Raw genomic sequence first — 14,000 nt, 5'->3', positions numbered from 1 at the left:
AGACCGGTATTCCGGCAATGTGACCACGGAAGCGGTGACGGCATGCATGCGCAACTCGGTGACCACTTGATCGTCGAGAGCCCGGCCACAGGCGCGACCAAGCGCGATGGGGAGATCGTCGGCCTCCGTCACGCCGACGGCACACCGCCCTATGACGTTCGCTGGTCGGACACGGACAAAGTGACCCTGGTCTACCCCGGACCGGACTCCCACGTGCACCACCCTGAGCACTATCCGCAGGCGGGACAACGGGCTAACAACGCCTAACACAATCAGGTGGATCGGGCCTGGTGGCCGTGCCTGGATGGTCAGTTGAGCGTTGCTCATTTGCATGGGGGCGTCGCCGTGGATCGTGTCGGATGAGCTGTGGGATCACCTGGAGCCGCTGCTGCCGCAGCACGAGCGACCGGGAGGGGTTTGGCTTCGGCTCGGGCATGACGTGCCGGCGCCGACTGCGGGACTGGAACGAGGCTGGCGTCTGGCAGCGGCTGCACGAGGTCCTGCTCGCTGAGCTCAATGCCGCATCACGGCTGGACTGGTCGCGTTGCGTGGTCGACTCTTCCCACGTAAGGGCCCTAAAAAGGGGGCAGCACACGGGTCCGTCGCCGGTCGACCGGGCCCGGGCCGGCTCGAAGCATCACCTCATCACGGACGGTCACGGCACCCCGCTCGCCGTCCTGCTGACCGGCGGCAACCGCAACGACGTCACCCAGCTTCTGCCCCTGCTGGACGCGATCCCACCGGTCCGCGGACGTGTCGGCCGTCCCCGCCGCAAACCCGACTCACTCTTCGCCGACCGCGGCTACGACCACGACATCTACCGCGACCAGGTCCGCGCTCGAGGCATCGTGCCGGCCATCGCCCGCCGAGGCACCCGCCGCTGCACCGGACTGGGCACCTACCGGTGGGTGGTGGAACGGACCTTCGCCTGGCTCCACGGCTTCCGCCGACTCCGCATCCGCTGGGAACGACGCGCCGACATCCACGAAGCTTTCCTCCACCTCGCCTGCTGCCGCCTCATCACCCACAAGCAAATCAACTCATTGTGTTAGGCGTTGTATCCCGCCTTCATCTTCCTCAAGAAACCAGTCAGGGAATTGGTCTGACGATCGGCAACTGGGCGATGCATGGCCCGCGATCACGGGCGATCCGGATATCTCCTGACATGCCAAGGCAGTCGCAGTACCGCTGACTGCACAGCAAGCCTCAGGGAAGTCCCCTATGGCTTTCGGGCCTGCCTTGGCCCGTGCGTGATCGCATTACGAGCTCTAGGCGGCTGTGGCAGGGCATGGGCGTCGACGTATCTGCGATCAAAGTGATCATTGAGCCGCAGAAGTAGGTGTCCGCGTTGGAGGACCGGGTTGCCAAAGTGGCCGTCGTTCAATACGGCGCGGGCAGTGATGTGTCGTCCAGCAGCTCGTCCAATTGCTCCTGGTCGTAGCCCGTGCCCTGCAGGTCGGGCAAGGTCGCTGAGGATGTCCGCCAGGATTGCGGTGTCGTAGTTGGCCAGGTCGCTGGTGCGGTTGCCGACAATGACGATCTTCGCGGCCGTGTCCTCGTCCACGTCCAGCCACGTCACCGCGATCTCGTCCCAGCCCAGGGCGCGGGCCACCTTCGCGCCGACCGTAGTGATGTGCCGCGTCATCCGCCTGGCCTGCCCCCACATGCGCCGAACCGGTCTTGCTCCTAACGTGAGCACAGCAGGGCTGGCACAGCCCGTCGAATCGGGGAATCAGCAGCAGAAGACAGGCCCTCGATGACATTCACCCCACCGAAGTTCCGCAAGCCAGCACCGTTGGGATTCGGCGCCGCGTTGACCTCTGCCACATATGTGGCAGCGCCGCTTCTCGCCGGCTTTAGCGTCGCAGCCATCGGACGTGTCAGCGCATCCCAAGACACTGTCCGATGGCCAGGTGTGACGCTGCTACTCCTAACCATGGCCGCCATCCTGTTGGTGGCCAGCCTCCAGTTCGGAATCGCTTGCCAGAAGCATTTCTACTCCAAGGACGAACTGAATAACTGGTGGACAGATGACGAGTACAAAACACATCTCGAATATTTGTCCGATGAGCAGCGGAGCGACTTCGACCGGTGGCGTAAGCAAGCCTGGCGAGCCCTGGCTTGTTACAACGTAGGAATTGCGGTGCTGGGTGCAGCCTTGGCCACACTGCTCGCACCATTGTCGAAGGACGGCTGCTTGATCGGCCCAACAAAGTTCGCAAGTGCCGTACTCATGTCAGTCGCCGCACTAATTACGCTTGTGCACGGCCTGATCTCGTCTTTCCAGCTCCGAGGGATGACACAGACGAGCCCCGAATCTGAATCAGGAGTCGCTCGCAAAGAAGGGTCAAAATGAGTGTCCGAAGAGGAGTCGCGATGGGTGGCTACAGTCAATGCCCGTGTTGTCACATGGTGAAGCGCCACTATTCACCTCCAGAAAACGAGTGCCCACTCAAAGACAAAACCATGAAGCAAGCATCGAAAATTGGACACTGCCCGCGAGAAGAGCAGGTGCCAGAATCATCTAACCATCAGAGCTCGTAATGCGATCACGCACGGGCCTTCTTGAGTAGTCTCCAGCAGATGAGGCCGCAGGCCAGGGAAGGCGAGGGCGTCGTGCATGTCGAGGCGTCTTTTCCCGCGGGTTGCCAGGCGCTTGAACGGGTGCAGGAGCGAGAATGCCTGCTCGACGACGTAGCGGAGCTTGCCCAGCTCCTCGATGTTAGGGGCTCCCTTGCGGGAGATGACGGGCAGGATACGGCGCTTGCGTAGTTCCCGGCGATATGGGATTGCTGTCGTAGCCCTTGTCACCGAGTACGGTGGCGGGCCGCCTGCGGGGGCGGCCGGGTTTGCCGGCCACGGGCGGGATGCCGTCGACCAGGGCGCGGGTCTGCGTGACGTCGTTGACGTTGGTGGCGGTGGTGATGACCTTGAACGGGGTGCCTTTGCCGCCGCAGATCAGATGGTGCTTACTGCCCGCCTTCCCGCGGTCGACCGGCGACGGGCCGGTGGCCTTGCCCCCTTTTTCGCACGGATTGGCGGACCTGTACGAGCTCACCATGGCCCTGTCGTACCTGCGCGAGGGGCCGACTGGGCTGGCGACGTCCAGCAGGCCCGCCGGGCGGACGGGTGGCCAACCCTGCGTGCGCCCCGTCCAGCCGAGGTGCCACTCGCGCCGGCGTGCCCCCGCCGGGTATGGCGGGGGCACTTCAGATCACCGGCGGCGGGCCTTGAGCAGCCAGGCGACGGTCGGTACGGCGAGCTGGACAATCAGGCTCTTGGTGTCGTTGCCGTTGAAAGCCGCCGTGTAGCCCGCGACGTAGCCAGTGGCCATGGCCACGATGAGGACGTTTGGTAGGCGCGGACCGTCGCCCGCGTGGGCGACGGACGGCATACTGGTCATGGTTGCCTCCTGTTGGGTTCGGGTGTGTGACCGTCTGCCGCCCCCGCAGAAGCTGTCCAGGCGTGGCGGGGGCGGCAGAAATCTTCGCTAGTCGGCCTTCGCTGTGGTGCGGCCCTTCTTGAGGAGCTCGTCCACCAAATTCTCGAGGCGGGCGAGGCGTTCCTCGATTGTGCCCTCGGCGGTTGAGGTGCCTGATTCAGAGTCCCTGATGGCCGCGGCCGGCTCCGTCTGGCCGAGAAGGCGTGCCGCCGCCTGCTCCACAGCCTTCGGGCAGGTGCCACGGAGTGCGGCCAAGGAGACGAGCAACGCGCGCTCGGAGGCTCCGCGGGCAACCTCGGCGTCCGTCCCTTGCAGGGATCCTGCGGTATCGGGAGCGGGATCAGACAGGACGCGATCTGCCGCTCGTTTAAGGTCGCGGTAGAGCTCGACTGCCATTGCCTCGGTAAGGACTGAGGGGATACTCCTGGGCTCTTCCGGCGCAGTTTGGCGCTTTAGCCACCACACAAGCGAGGGTTCTGAGGAGCCGGAGAACGTCTCGTGAATTCTCGTGTGCGGTGGCAGTTGGATCTCCCCGTCGTTGGCCGTGGCCGTGCTGACAGAGCTGCTCAGGTTCTGCAAGCCTTCGAGCGCCTCGTAGTCCTGCACGAGGCGTTTCGCTTTCAGCCATGCCGTTTCGAGACGGGCACGGGACGCGGCCCGCCCGTAGTCCTTGGTGCCCCGCCCGAATCGCTGCTGCGCTGCCGACCTCGACACGCCGAGCTCCTGGCCGATCTGTTCCCAGGAGGTACCGCGGGCACGCTCGTGCTCCACTGCTCTCTTGAGCAATTCGTCGGCCTGGTCGCGCAGGGCGATGGCTTGGTGAACGAACTGGCCGAGTCGAGGCTGCAGGCCGGCCTCAGAGGTTGAGGCGCCGGACGCTTCGGTGGTGACGTCCTGCGAAGTCATGTGTCAATGCTCAGACGTGAGACTCCGTCATGTCAAGCCAGCCGAGACAAGTTGTCAAGCTGACCCATCACTTACGTATTGGGTTTCGTCGTCGCCGACTGAGGCTGGCTGGGCGTGCAACGGGGTGAAGCGAGAGAAGGCCGCTCTTGGGCTCCGTCCCTCTGGCGGCTGTCTCGAGCACGCCACGGGAACTCGCGACGCACGTGCGTCACCGGATCGAGAGGGAGATCCTGGCCGGCGCACGGTGAGCGAGCGTTGCGAGCCCTACCGGTGGGGCACCACCGCCACCGGACAGCCCGCGCGGTGCAGGGCCGTGTGGGTGACCCGGCCGAGGTGCAGCCCAAAGCCGTCCTGTCGCCGGGTGGCCCCGAGGACGAGCAGGTCGGCGTCCGCGGCCGGCCCGAGCAGGGCGCGGTGCGCCGGTCCCTCCACCACCGTCCGGGTGACGGGGACGTCCGGGTGCGCAGCCACGGCTTCCTCCAGCACTTCGTCCAGGACTGCCCCGGCCCATTGCTCATGGGACCGGGCGGCGGACTCGAGCCCGGTCGTGGGGTCCGTGGGCTGCTGAGGAGTGCGCCAGGCCCGTACAGCCTGCAGCTCGCACCCGCGGGCCTCGGCTTCGCGGAACGCGAAGCGAACGGCGGTGGCGGCCTCGTCGGCCTCGCCCACGCCGACGACGACCCGGTGGCTCATGCCTTTGACGTTGCGTTCCTCGCCACGTACGACGACGACCGGGCAGTTGGCGCGGCCCGCGACGGCGAGGCTGACCGAGCCCAGCAGGAGTTCCTTGACGGCTCCGCGTCCCGAGCTGCCGGTCACCACGACGGACGCGCTGTCGGACTCCTCCACGAGCGCCTCCACAGCGTCGTCCGGAGCGGTCACGGCGTGTACCGCCAGGCCGGGGGAGAGCTGCCGGGCGCGCTGCTCCGACGAGGCGACGATGTGCTGGGCCGCCACCTCCTCCGCGGGTCGTTCACCCGTGAAGGATGGCACCGCGCCTTCGTAGCGCTCCCACAGGGACGCGTACACCACGCGCAGGGGGAGGCCGAAGCGGGTGGCTTCCTCCGTGGCCCAGTCCAGGGCGGCGAGGCTGCCGTCCGACCCGTCGACGCCCACGACCACTGGGTGCTCCACTGTGCTCACCGCCTTGCCAGTGCATCGGACCGGGACGCTGGCCGATGTTGTTGCCCCCGTCTCCACCATCCCTCGCCGTCGTCGTCACGGCATGCCGGGGCGCACCGGGTCTCCGGAGTGCGGACGGCGGCCGGGCTGTGGAAGATGGGGCGGAAGCTGCCGTTGCGATCAGGAAGCGGGAGACGGCCATGGCCACGGAACCAGGAGAGGGAGCCGGCTCTCCTCGGGTACGTCCTGGCAGCGATCTCGGCCGGCGTGTGGCGCAGCGACGGGAAGAACTGGGGCTGACCCGCGAGGAGACTGCTGCTCGGGCCGGGATGGACCCCGGTTACCTTGCATACGTGGAGACCCAGGCCGGTGTCCTATCGCTGGAGGCCCTGTCCGGGCTGGCGGACGCGCTGGGGATCTCGGTCTCCGCCCTGCTGGGTGGGGGCACCGAGCAGCCACCCGGCCGGAGCTCTCTGGCCCGCAGTCCGGTGCTGGAGGAGCTGCCACTCGAAGAGTGCTGGGAGAAGCTCGCGGCGGGGGGCGTCGGCCGGGTGGTCTTCTCCAGGTCGGAGGGGCCCGAGGCCGCACCCGTCAACTACCGGTTCGTCGGTGACTCCATCGTCTTCCGCACGGCCGCCGGAGGCGCGCTCGCGAGCGTGGTCGGCGGTGAAGTGGCCTTCGAGGTCGACAGGATCGACGAGGCGCGCAGTGAAGGGTGGAGCATTCTCGTTCGGGGGGTGGCCGAACCGGTCACCGACCCACAGGAGCAGCAGCGCCTGCGGGACATCGCTGACCCGCAGACTTGGGCGGGCGGCGAACGGGACGTCTGGGTGCGCATCCCGCTCGGCACGATCAGCGGCCGCCGCATCCGCAGCGGCCTCTAGGCCCTCGGCGGGGCAGACGGAGACGGCCCGTCGATGACAATGCCACGGCAGGAACTCCAGGGGCTGACCGAGGCCGAGGCCGTGTGCCGCCTGGCGCGCCACGGCCCCAATGTCATCGGTTCCGTCCGCCGGACGCCGGTGTGGCGGCGGGTGCTCGCCCAGCTGCGTGACCCGCTGATCCTGGTGCTGCTGGCCGCCATGGTGCTCACCGTGGCCACCGGCGACCTCGTCGATGCATCGATCATCGGGATCGTCGTCGTGGTCAACAGCGCGGTCGGTGTGGCCCAGGAAGTCCGTGCGGAGAAGGCTGTGGCGGCGCTTCGCGTGCTCAGCGCTCCGGTGGTCCGCGTGGTGCGCGACGGCGCCGAGCGGGAGGTGAACTCTGCGGACATCGTGCCCGGCGACGTGGTCCTGCTGGGTGAGGGCGACGTCGTCCCCGCCGATGGCCGTGTCCTCGAGGCGGCGCGACTGCTGGTGGACGAGTCCTCACTGACCGGTGAGTCCGTGCCGGTGGCCAAGGAGACGTCGTCGCACGACTCGTCGGCCGCTGCGGTGTCGGCGGGGACGGTGGTGCTGCGTGGCCGTGGCCGCGTCGAGGTGACGGCGACCGGCGCAGCCAGTGCCACCGGCCGGATCGCTGCCCTGATGGCGCCGCCGCCCGGACTCACTCCGCTCCAGCACCGGTTGGCGCGCTTCGGCCGCGCCTTGGCCCTGGTCGCCGTCGTGCTGTCCGCTGTGGTGCTGCTCGTCGGGATCGTACGTGGGCAACCGGTGGAGCTGATGGTGGTGGCGGCGATCAGCCTGGTCGTCGCCGCGGTTCCCGAGTCCCTGCCGGCCGTCGTGACCCTCGCCCTGGCCCTCGGCGCCCACCGGATGGCCGCGCGGCACGCTATCGTCCGCCGGTTGCCTGCCGTGGAGACCCTGGGCTCGATCACTGTGCTGGCCACGGACAAGACCGGAACCCTCACCGAGGGCCGCATGGCCGCCCAGCGGCTGTGGACTCCGGCGGGCGGCGAGGCCACCGTCTCCGGCACCGGCTACGCGCCGGAAGGGCGTGTGGAACGGGACGGGCACCTCCTATGGGGCGACCAGGCGCCGGACCTGGCCGAGCTGCTGACCGCCGCGGTGCTGTGCAACGACGCCGCACTTCGTCCGCCCGGTTCGGGCGACGGTGCCTGGACGGCGCTGGGCGATCCGACGGAAGCCGCCCTGCTGACTGCTGCCGCCCGATTCGACCTGGACGCGGCGGTGTTGCGCGAGAGCATGCCGCGCGTGGATGAGATCCCGTTCAGCAGCGAACGCAAGCGCATGACCACGGTGCACCGCCACCCCGGCGGGCAGCTGCGTGTCGTGTGCAAGGGTGCGCCCGAAACGGTCCTGTGCGGGGACCATATCGCCGAAGACGATGCGCAGTCGTGCCGCCGAGCGCTGGCACGAGCCGGGGAGTGGGCGCGCGACGGGTACCGGGTACTGGCGGTGGCCACGGCCGACAGGGCGGACTCCGCGCCGGACGACTTGGAGAACGGCCTTCGCCTGCTCGGGCTCGTCGCGATCCTCGACCCGCCCCGGGAGGCCGCCGCCGATACGGTCGCGGCATGCCGGGCGGCGGGCATCACCCCCGTGCTTGTTACCGGGGACCACCCGCTGACCGCCGAAGCCGTCGCCCGGAGACTGGGCATCGCCTCCGCTCACGAGGAAGCCGTCACCGGCCAGGAGATCCGGGGCGGGACGGCCGGAGACCCCACTGCAGTGCGCGTGTTCGCCCGTACGACACCGGAGCAGAAGCTCGGCATCGTCGAATCCTGGCGGACCGCCGGGCACGTCGTGGCCATGACGGGCGACGGCGTCAACGACGGGCCCGCCCTGCGCCGGGCCGACATCGGCGTGGCCATGGGGCGGCGCGGCACGGAAGTGGCCCGGCAGGCCGCCGACCTGGTCCTGGCCGACGACGACATCGGCACCGTCGTCGCGGCCGTCGAAGAGGGACGCCGGGTCTACGCCAACGTCCGGCGCTTCCTCCTCTACGCCCTCGCGGGCGGCAGCGCGGAGATCCTGGTCATGCTCGCCGGCCCTGCCCTGGGCATGCCCCTGCCGCTGCTGCCGGCACAGATCCTGTGGATCAACCTCCTCACCCACGGCCTGCCCGGCGTGGCCCTCGGCGCAGAACCCACGGCTGGCGACTCCATGCACCGGCCGCCCCGGCCGCCGGAGGAGAGCGTGCTGGGGGAGGGGCTGTGGGCCCGCATCCTCGCGCTGGGCGCCCTCATCGCGGTGGTCACCCTGGCCGTCGGGTACTGGGCCCACGGCACGGGCCGACCTTGGCAGACACTGGTCTTCCTGGTCCTCGGCGCCACCCAGCTCGGCGTTGGTCTGGGCTCCCGGGCCCGGCCCGGAAGCCTGGCCAACCCCTTTCTCCTCCTGGCCCTGGCGGCGGCGCTCGCCCTGCAGATCGCAGGGGCGTACGTACCCCTCCTGCGCGAACTCCTGGGCACCCAGCCTCCTGCCCTGTCCGACGTGGGGCTGGCGGGCGCCGCGTTCCTGCTCGGGTTCGCGGCGATGCGCCTGCAGGCGTGGCTCGTGCCGGAAGGCGGCGGAGCCCGGTGGGCCCGGCCCCGGTGACACCTCAGCCCCGACGTGCACCGCGGAACAGGCTCCGGACGAAGGCCGAGGGGGCGTCCTGCCGAGGTACCGACGGCATGTCCCGCGAGGCCGGGGACGACCTGGCGGTCTCCTCGGCCGCCAGCGTCGCTGCTGCGATGCCGCGGCGGTGCCGTGCGTCCGGCGGGGGAGTGACGGTGATACCGGCTCCGGTGAGGATGCGCAGGTCCAGGCTCCAGGTCAGGGCCGAGCGTTGCTCCCACAGGGCGAAGGCCGCGTCGACGTGCTGCCGGGCCTGTCCCGGGCTCATCCCGGTGACGTGCACCAGGTGGGCGAAGGCTTGCGTCTCCAGACCGCGGACCTGGGCATAGCCGAAGTGGGTGACGGTGTGGCAGTGGGTGCACAGGCAGATCAGGCGCTTGAGCGTCTGCACGCGGCGCGCCTCGTCGTAGACCCACCGTTCGTGCGCTTCGAGCCACCGCTTGGCCTGGCGGTCCTCTTCCGCTCCGCAGGCTTCGCAGCGCAGGCCGGCGCGGCGGGTGATCATGCGGCGCAGGCGTTCCCAGTCGCGTTGGGCGACGCAGGAGCGGACGTTGGTGAACCAGCAGCTGCTGGGCACCAGGTCGACGAACAGCCCGCTGCCGAGCGTACGGTCCTCACCCGGCAGCAGGTCCGGGATGTCCGGGGCGGCGGCCCAGGGGGCGAGGGTGGTCATCCCCTCGCGGGGCGCGTACCAGCGCTTGGCGGCCGGATCCCAGCGGGCTCCGGCCGCCTTCGCCTCGTCCTTCTGCGCGTACGGAACGTCCAGCCATATCCGCTCAACCACCCTGGTGGCCCTTTCCTGTCGGCGATGCGGCCACGCTATCGGCACGGCTGTGGTCCGCGTCGTCGTTCACGAGACCTTTCCTTACTGGAAGGCGGCGTGAATCTCCCGTTCCGACGCCTCGTGCGAGACGAGCAGGACCTCGTCACCGGGCTGGAGCACCAACCCGGAAGCGGGAGCGGTTGGTTGGCCGTCGCGGATGACGGTCGCGACGACCGTACCGGCGGGGAGCGGGAGGTCGCCCAGTGCCCGGCCGGCCGCCCGGGACCGCTCGGTGATGGCCGTCTCGATCACGTCGACCCCGGCTTTGCTCAGCCGCAGCAGGGCCACGGTGTCGGTGGCCGCCGTGGCCTCCTCGATCAGCGATACCAGGGGTGCGGCGGCCGGGAGGGCGATGTCGACGCCCCAGTTCCGGTCGAACAACCAGGCGTTGTCGTCGTCGTTGACGCGTGCGGCCACGCGAGGGACCGAGAAGTGCCGCTTGGCCAGCAGGGCGATGACGAGGTTGGTGTCGTCCTTCCCCGTCGCGGCGACGACCAGGTCGGCCGTCCGAGCGCCGACGTGTTCCAGGACCGCCGGCTCGCAGGCATCCCCGCTCATCAGGTCAGCAGCCACCTGACCTCGTAGCTCGGCGACGCGGTCATCGTCGGTGTCGACGAGCGTCACCTGGTGGCCGGTGGCGAGCAGGACCTGGGCGATTCTCGTGCCGAGCCGGCCGGCTCCTGCGATCACGACCTTCATGTCCCCAGCTCCTTGTCGAGGAAGGTGCGAAGCCGGCCGAGGGACTTGGCGGCGACGGCGAAGGTCACGACGTCGTGCGGCTCGGTGAGGGTGCCGTGGGCGGGGAGGAGGGAGTGACCGGCGCGGGTGACCTCCACGACGCGGATTTCGCCCTCCACGTCGAAGTCGGCGATCGGTCGGCCCGTCAGGTAGTGGGGGAGGGCGGAACGCACCAGGACCGTCTCGCCGTTGCCGAAGGTGAGCTCCGGTTCGAGGTGGCGGTGCAGCAGCATCCGGTGGATGCGGTCGACCGTCCAGCTGACACTGGCGATGGTCGGGATGCCCAGCTCGCGGTAGAGGCCGGCGCGCCGGGGGTCGTAGACGCGCGCGAAGACCATCGGCACCCGGTAGGTCTCCTTCGCCGTCCGGGCGCAGACGATGTTGCTGTCGTCACGGGAGGTGACGGCGACGAAGGCGTCGGCGTGTTCGATGCCGGCGGCCTCCAGGGCCGTACGGCTGTAGCCATTGCCGAGGTGGAAGCGGCCGGCGAAGTTCTCGGGGAGCAGGCGGCGGGTGCGGGCGACCTGGTCGATGACGTGAACGTCGTGTCCTTCGGCGACGAGCCGGATGGCAAGGGTGGAACCGACTCTGCCGCAGCCGACGATGATCAGCTTCATCGGTGTGCTCCCTCGTCGGCAGGGGCTTCCCGGCGCCGCAGCCACCATTTCCTGGTCTCTTCGGCGACCAGGAGGAGCAGGCCCAGGCAGGCGAGCACTGCCCAGTCGGCCGGGCTCAGCGGGGCGGTGTGGAAGACGGCCTGCAGAGGTGGCGCATAGCTGATGGCGGCCATCAGGGCGATGCCCAGTGCGCCAGCGGCCAGTAGCAGAGGGTTGGAGAACAGGCCGGCGCGCAGGACGCTCTGCCGTTCCGTCCGCACGGCCAGGGCGTTGAAGAACTGGCTGACGACGATGCCCGCCTGGGTCATGGTGATCGCCTCCCGGTAGACGGGGTTGTCCGCCGTGAAGGCGGAATAGGGGATCCCGGCGGAGTTCACCCGCCAGAAGAACATGGCACACACGCCGATCGCCTGGATGGTGCCGAGGAAGAGGAAGCGCCGGACGACGTCGGCGGAGAAGAGCCGTTCGTCGCGCGAGCGGGGTGGGCGCTGTATGACGTCCGGCTCGGGCGGTTCGGTGCCCAGGGCGAGGGCGGGCAGGACGTCGGAGCCGAGGTCGATGGCGAGGATCTGCACGGCGCTGATGGGGACAAGCGGGAAGCCGGTGAAGGTGGCGGCGAGGATGGGCACGAGCTCGGCGATGTTGTGGCTGAAGAGGTAGACGAGGAACTTGCGGATGTTCTGGTAGACCGAGCGGCCCAGCCGTACGGCGACGGCGATGGAGGCGAACGAGTCGTCCAGCAGCACCATGACCGCCGCCTCGCGCGCCACGTCCGTTCCCGAGGCGCCCATGGCGACGCCGATGTCGGCATGCTTGAGGGCGGGTGCGTCGTTGGCGCCGTCGCCGGTGACGGCGACGACCTCGCCGCGCCGCTGGAAGGCGGTGACCACCCGCATCTTGTGCTCGGGGCTCACCCGGCACAGCAGCAGCTCCCCGGACTGCGCAAGCAGCCGGTCCAGGTCTTCGTCGTCCATGGCGTCCAGACGGTCGCCGGTCACCACGGTGGGGCGTGCTTCGCGGACGATGCCCACGCGCCGGGCCACGGCTTCGGCGGTCAGCGGGTGGTCGCCGGTCACCATGACGATGCGGATGCCGGCGGAGCGGCAGGCGGCCACCGCCGCGCTCACCTCGGGACGGGGCGGGTCCAGCATGCCGACCAACCCCAGCAACGTCAGCCCGTTCTCGGCCTCCTCCTGGGTTGGCCGGGGACCGGACACCGTACGGGCCGCCACGCCGAGCACCCGCAGCCCCCGCCCGGCGAGCTCGTCGGCGGCCGAGGCGACGGCGGCGCGCGTGTCGGCCGTCAGGGGTCGGGACGCCCCCTGCCAGTCGATGTCGGAGCACCGTGCCAGCAGCTCGTGCGGCGCCCCCTTCACGTAGGCGCGGTGGCCGTCGCCGGGCTCGGCGCACACCACGCTCATCATCTTGCGCATCGGGTCGAACGGATAGTCGGCTGTTCGAGGCGCGGCAGCCTCGTCGGACACCGGGTCGAGGCCGGCTTTCGCCGCCGCCACCAGCAGGGCGCCCTCGGTGGTGTCGCCCAGCACCCGCCATCCCCGGCGGTCGGAGGGCGGCATCAGCCGGGCGTCGGAGCAGAGCGCCGCTGTCCGGAGCAGCTCGTGCACCTGGCCGTCACCGGAGACCTCGCCCTCGGGCGCGTAACCGACCCCGGTCACGGGGTGCGTCACGCCGCCCGCCCAAACCGCCACGACGGTCATCTCGGCCTCGGTGAGCGTCCCCGTCTTGTCCGTGCACACCACCGTGGTGGAGCCCAGTGCCTCCACTGCCAGCAGCTTCTTCACCAGCGCGTGCCGACGGGCCATGCGCCGCACCCCGACGGCCAGCGACACCGACAGCGTCGCCGGCAGCCCCTCGGGCACCAGCGCCACCATCACCCCGAGCGCGAACACGAACGACGGCACCAGCGACTGCCCCGTCGGCAGGCGCACGGCGAACAGCACGGCCCCGGTGGCCAGAGCTGCCACCGCCACCCGGCGCGCCATGACGGCCACCTGTTGCTGCAACGGCGTGCGCTGCCGCGGCGCCGCGGCAGCCAGACGGAAGATCCGCCCGAACTCCGTCGCGGCACCCGTGGCGCAGACCACGGCCTTGGCCGAGCCGACCACCACGTCCGTCCCCATGAAGACGGCGTTGCGGGCTTGGAGCACCGGCCCGGCGGCCACTGCCTCGGCCGTGCGCGTCACCGCGTCGCTCTCGCCCGTCAGCGCCGCGTTGTTCACCGACAGGTCGTACGCCTCCACCAGTCGGCAGTCCGCTGGCACCGCGTCCCCCGCCTCCAGCAGCACCACATCCCCGGGAACCAGCTCCCGCACCGGCACCTCCCGCCGCTCCCCACCGCGCAGGACCCGGCAGGCGTGCGGAACCATCGCCTGCAACGACTCCGCGGTCCGCTCGGCCGAGTACTCCTGCACGAAGCCGATGGCGGCGTTCAGCAGCACGACACCGAGGATCGCGACAGCCAGCTGCAGCGTGCCGCTGTCACGCGGACGCTCGAGCCCCCAGGCCAGGAAGGTGATCGCGGAAGCGACGATCAGGACCACGGCGAACAGGTCGGTGAACTGGGCAGCCAGCTGCCGCCAGGGTGCCCTCCGAGCGGCGCGAGGCAGCTCGTTCGCGCCGTAGCGCACGGCACGCGCCACGACCTCCGCGACCGGCAAACCACCGGGATCGCTGCCCAGAGCGGCGAAGACGTCCGCGGGCGGCAGGGTCTGCGCGAGGGGCCCGGCCTCCGGTGAACGGATTCCGGGACCGGGGGCATCGCCGGGCCGCCGCAGGTTTGTGGTGGCCGGCATCAGGGTCCGCTCCGC

12 protein-coding genes and 2 pseudogenes are annotated in these 14,000 nt (G+C 69.8%); 5 read left to right on the top strand and 9 right to left on the bottom strand.

The genetic code is table 11. The features are described 5' to 3' along the window. Positions 1-42 precede the first annotated feature (42 nt). Positions 43-231: pseudogene (locus IE096_RS03580) on the top strand (DUF1918 domain-containing protein); the annotation flags it as partial. 188 nt (positions 232-419) lie between these two features. Continuing rightward, a pseudogene (locus IE096_RS03575) lies at positions 420-1,052 on the top strand (IS5 family transposase); the annotation flags it as partial. Positions 1,053-1,219: 167 nt separating this feature from the next. Here the strand turns inward: IE096_RS03575 and IE096_RS03570 are convergent. Next, on the bottom strand, positions 1,220-1,645 hold the full coding sequence (locus IE096_RS03570) for a hypothetical protein (RefSeq protein ID WP_189448261.1): 426 nt from the start codon (positions 1,643-1,645) through the stop codon (positions 1,220-1,222). A gap of 291 nt (positions 1,646-1,936) precedes the next feature. On the opposite strand from IE096_RS03570, the gene IE096_RS03565 reads away from it, so the two are divergent. Continuing rightward, positions 1,937-2,356: a hypothetical protein gene (locus IE096_RS03565; protein WP_189448259.1), complete on the top strand. Its 420-nt coding sequence runs from the start codon at positions 1,937-1,939 to the stop codon at positions 2,354-2,356. A gap of 366 nt (positions 2,357-2,722) precedes the next feature. On the opposite strand, the gene IE096_RS03560 is transcribed toward IE096_RS03565, so the two are convergent. The 4 genes from IE096_RS03560 to IE096_RS03545 all read right to left on the bottom strand — a co-directional run bounded on the left by IE096_RS03560 (position 2,723) and on the right by IE096_RS03545 (position 5,482). Continuing rightward, on the bottom strand, positions 2,723-3,061 hold the full coding sequence (locus IE096_RS03560; protein ID WP_189448257.1) for a transposase: 339 nt from the start codon (positions 3,059-3,061) through the stop codon (positions 2,723-2,725). A 153-nt stretch (positions 3,062-3,214) separates the two neighbouring features. Next, complete coding sequence (locus IE096_RS03555) at positions 3,215-3,403, bottom strand: hypothetical protein (protein ID WP_189448255.1); 189 nt, start codon at positions 3,401-3,403, stop codon at positions 3,215-3,217. 87 nt (positions 3,404-3,490) lie between these two features. Next, entirely contained in the window at positions 3,491-4,348 is an 858-nt protein-coding gene (locus IE096_RS03550) for a hypothetical protein (RefSeq protein ID WP_189448253.1), read from the bottom strand. 264 nt (positions 4,349-4,612) lie between these two features. Then, positions 4,613-5,482: a universal stress protein gene (locus IE096_RS03545; RefSeq protein WP_229819888.1), complete on the bottom strand. Its 870-nt coding sequence runs from the start codon at positions 5,480-5,482 to the stop codon at positions 4,613-4,615. A gap of 188 nt (positions 5,483-5,670) precedes the next feature. Here IE096_RS03545 and IE096_RS03540 point away from each other — a divergent pair, with 188 nt between their 5' ends. Together IE096_RS03540 and IE096_RS03535 are read left to right on the top strand one after the other, a co-directional pair. Then, positions 5,671-6,354, top strand: coding sequence for a helix-turn-helix domain-containing protein (locus tag IE096_RS03540; RefSeq protein WP_189448249.1), 684 nt, complete (start codon positions 5,671-5,673; stop codon positions 6,352-6,354). Positions 6,355-6,387: 33 nt separating this feature from the next. Further along, on the top strand, positions 6,388-8,973 hold the full coding sequence (locus IE096_RS03535; protein WP_229819887.1) for a cation-translocating P-type ATPase: 2,586 nt from the start codon (positions 6,388-6,390) through the stop codon (positions 8,971-8,973). 4 nt (positions 8,974-8,977) lie between these two features. Here IE096_RS03535 and IE096_RS03530 read toward each other — a convergent pair whose 3' ends face one another. From IE096_RS03530 to IE096_RS03515, 4 genes are all read right to left on the bottom strand, one after another. Further along, positions 8,978-9,778, bottom strand: coding sequence for a DUF5710 domain-containing protein (locus IE096_RS03530; RefSeq protein WP_189448247.1), 801 nt, complete (start codon positions 9,776-9,778; stop codon positions 8,978-8,980). A gap of 81 nt (positions 9,779-9,859) precedes the next feature. Beyond that, entirely contained in the window at positions 9,860-10,516 is a 657-nt protein-coding gene (locus IE096_RS03525; protein WP_189448245.1) for a potassium channel family protein, read from the bottom strand. Further along, entirely contained in the window at positions 10,513-11,172 is a 660-nt protein-coding gene (locus tag IE096_RS03520) for a potassium channel family protein (protein WP_189448242.1), read from the bottom strand. Before IE096_RS03520 ends, IE096_RS03525 begins: the two co-directional genes overlap by 4 nt. Beyond that, positions 11,169-13,985, bottom strand: coding sequence for a cation-translocating P-type ATPase (locus IE096_RS03515; protein WP_189448240.1), 2,817 nt, complete (start codon positions 13,983-13,985; stop codon positions 11,169-11,171). Before IE096_RS03515 ends, IE096_RS03520 begins: the two co-directional genes overlap by 4 nt. Between the last annotated feature and the right edge of the window lie 15 nt (positions 13,986-14,000).

The sequence above is a fragment of the Streptomyces abikoensis genome (assembly GCF_014648775.1).
GTDB lineage: Bacteria > Actinomycetota > Actinomycetes > Streptomycetales > Streptomycetaceae > Streptomyces > Streptomyces abikoensis.
Note: the sequence above shows the minus strand (reverse complement) of the source record. Positions and strands in the feature narration are given on the sequence as shown.

Bases quoted from the DNA above. Each gene is read 5' to 3' on its own strand.
- IE096_RS03560 (WP_189448257.1), bottom strand. From the start codon at position 3,061: ATGGTGAGCTCGTACAGGTCCGCCAATCCGTGCGAAAAAGGGGGCAAG.
- IE096_RS03540 (WP_189448249.1), top strand. From the start codon at position 5,671: ATGGCCACGGAACCAGGAGAGGGAGCCGGCTCTCCTCGGGTACGTCCT.
- IE096_RS03555 (WP_189448255.1), bottom strand. From the start codon at position 3,403: ATGACCAGTATGCCGTCCGTCGCCCACGCGGGCGACGGTCCGCGCCTA.
- IE096_RS03520 (WP_189448242.1), bottom strand. From the start codon at position 11,172: ATGAAGCTGATCATCGTCGGCTGCGGCAGAGTCGGTTCCACCCTTGCC.
- IE096_RS03515 (WP_189448240.1), bottom strand. From the start codon at position 13,985: ATGCCGGCCACCACAAACCTGCGGCGGCCCGGCGATGCCCCCGGTCCC.
- IE096_RS03525 (WP_189448245.1), bottom strand. From the start codon at position 10,516: ATGAAGGTCGTGATCGCAGGAGCCGGCCGGCTCGGCACGAGAATCGCC.
- IE096_RS03570 (WP_189448261.1), bottom strand. From the start codon at position 1,645: ATGACGCGGCACATCACTACGGTCGGCGCGAAGGTGGCCCGCGCCCTG.
- IE096_RS03550 (WP_189448253.1), bottom strand. From the start codon at position 4,348: ATGACTTCGCAGGACGTCACCACCGAAGCGTCCGGCGCCTCAACCTCT.
- IE096_RS03565 (WP_189448259.1), top strand. From the start codon at position 1,937: ATGGCCGCCATCCTGTTGGTGGCCAGCCTCCAGTTCGGAATCGCTTGC.
- IE096_RS03535 (WP_229819887.1), top strand. From the start codon at position 6,388: ATGACAATGCCACGGCAGGAACTCCAGGGGCTGACCGAGGCCGAGGCC.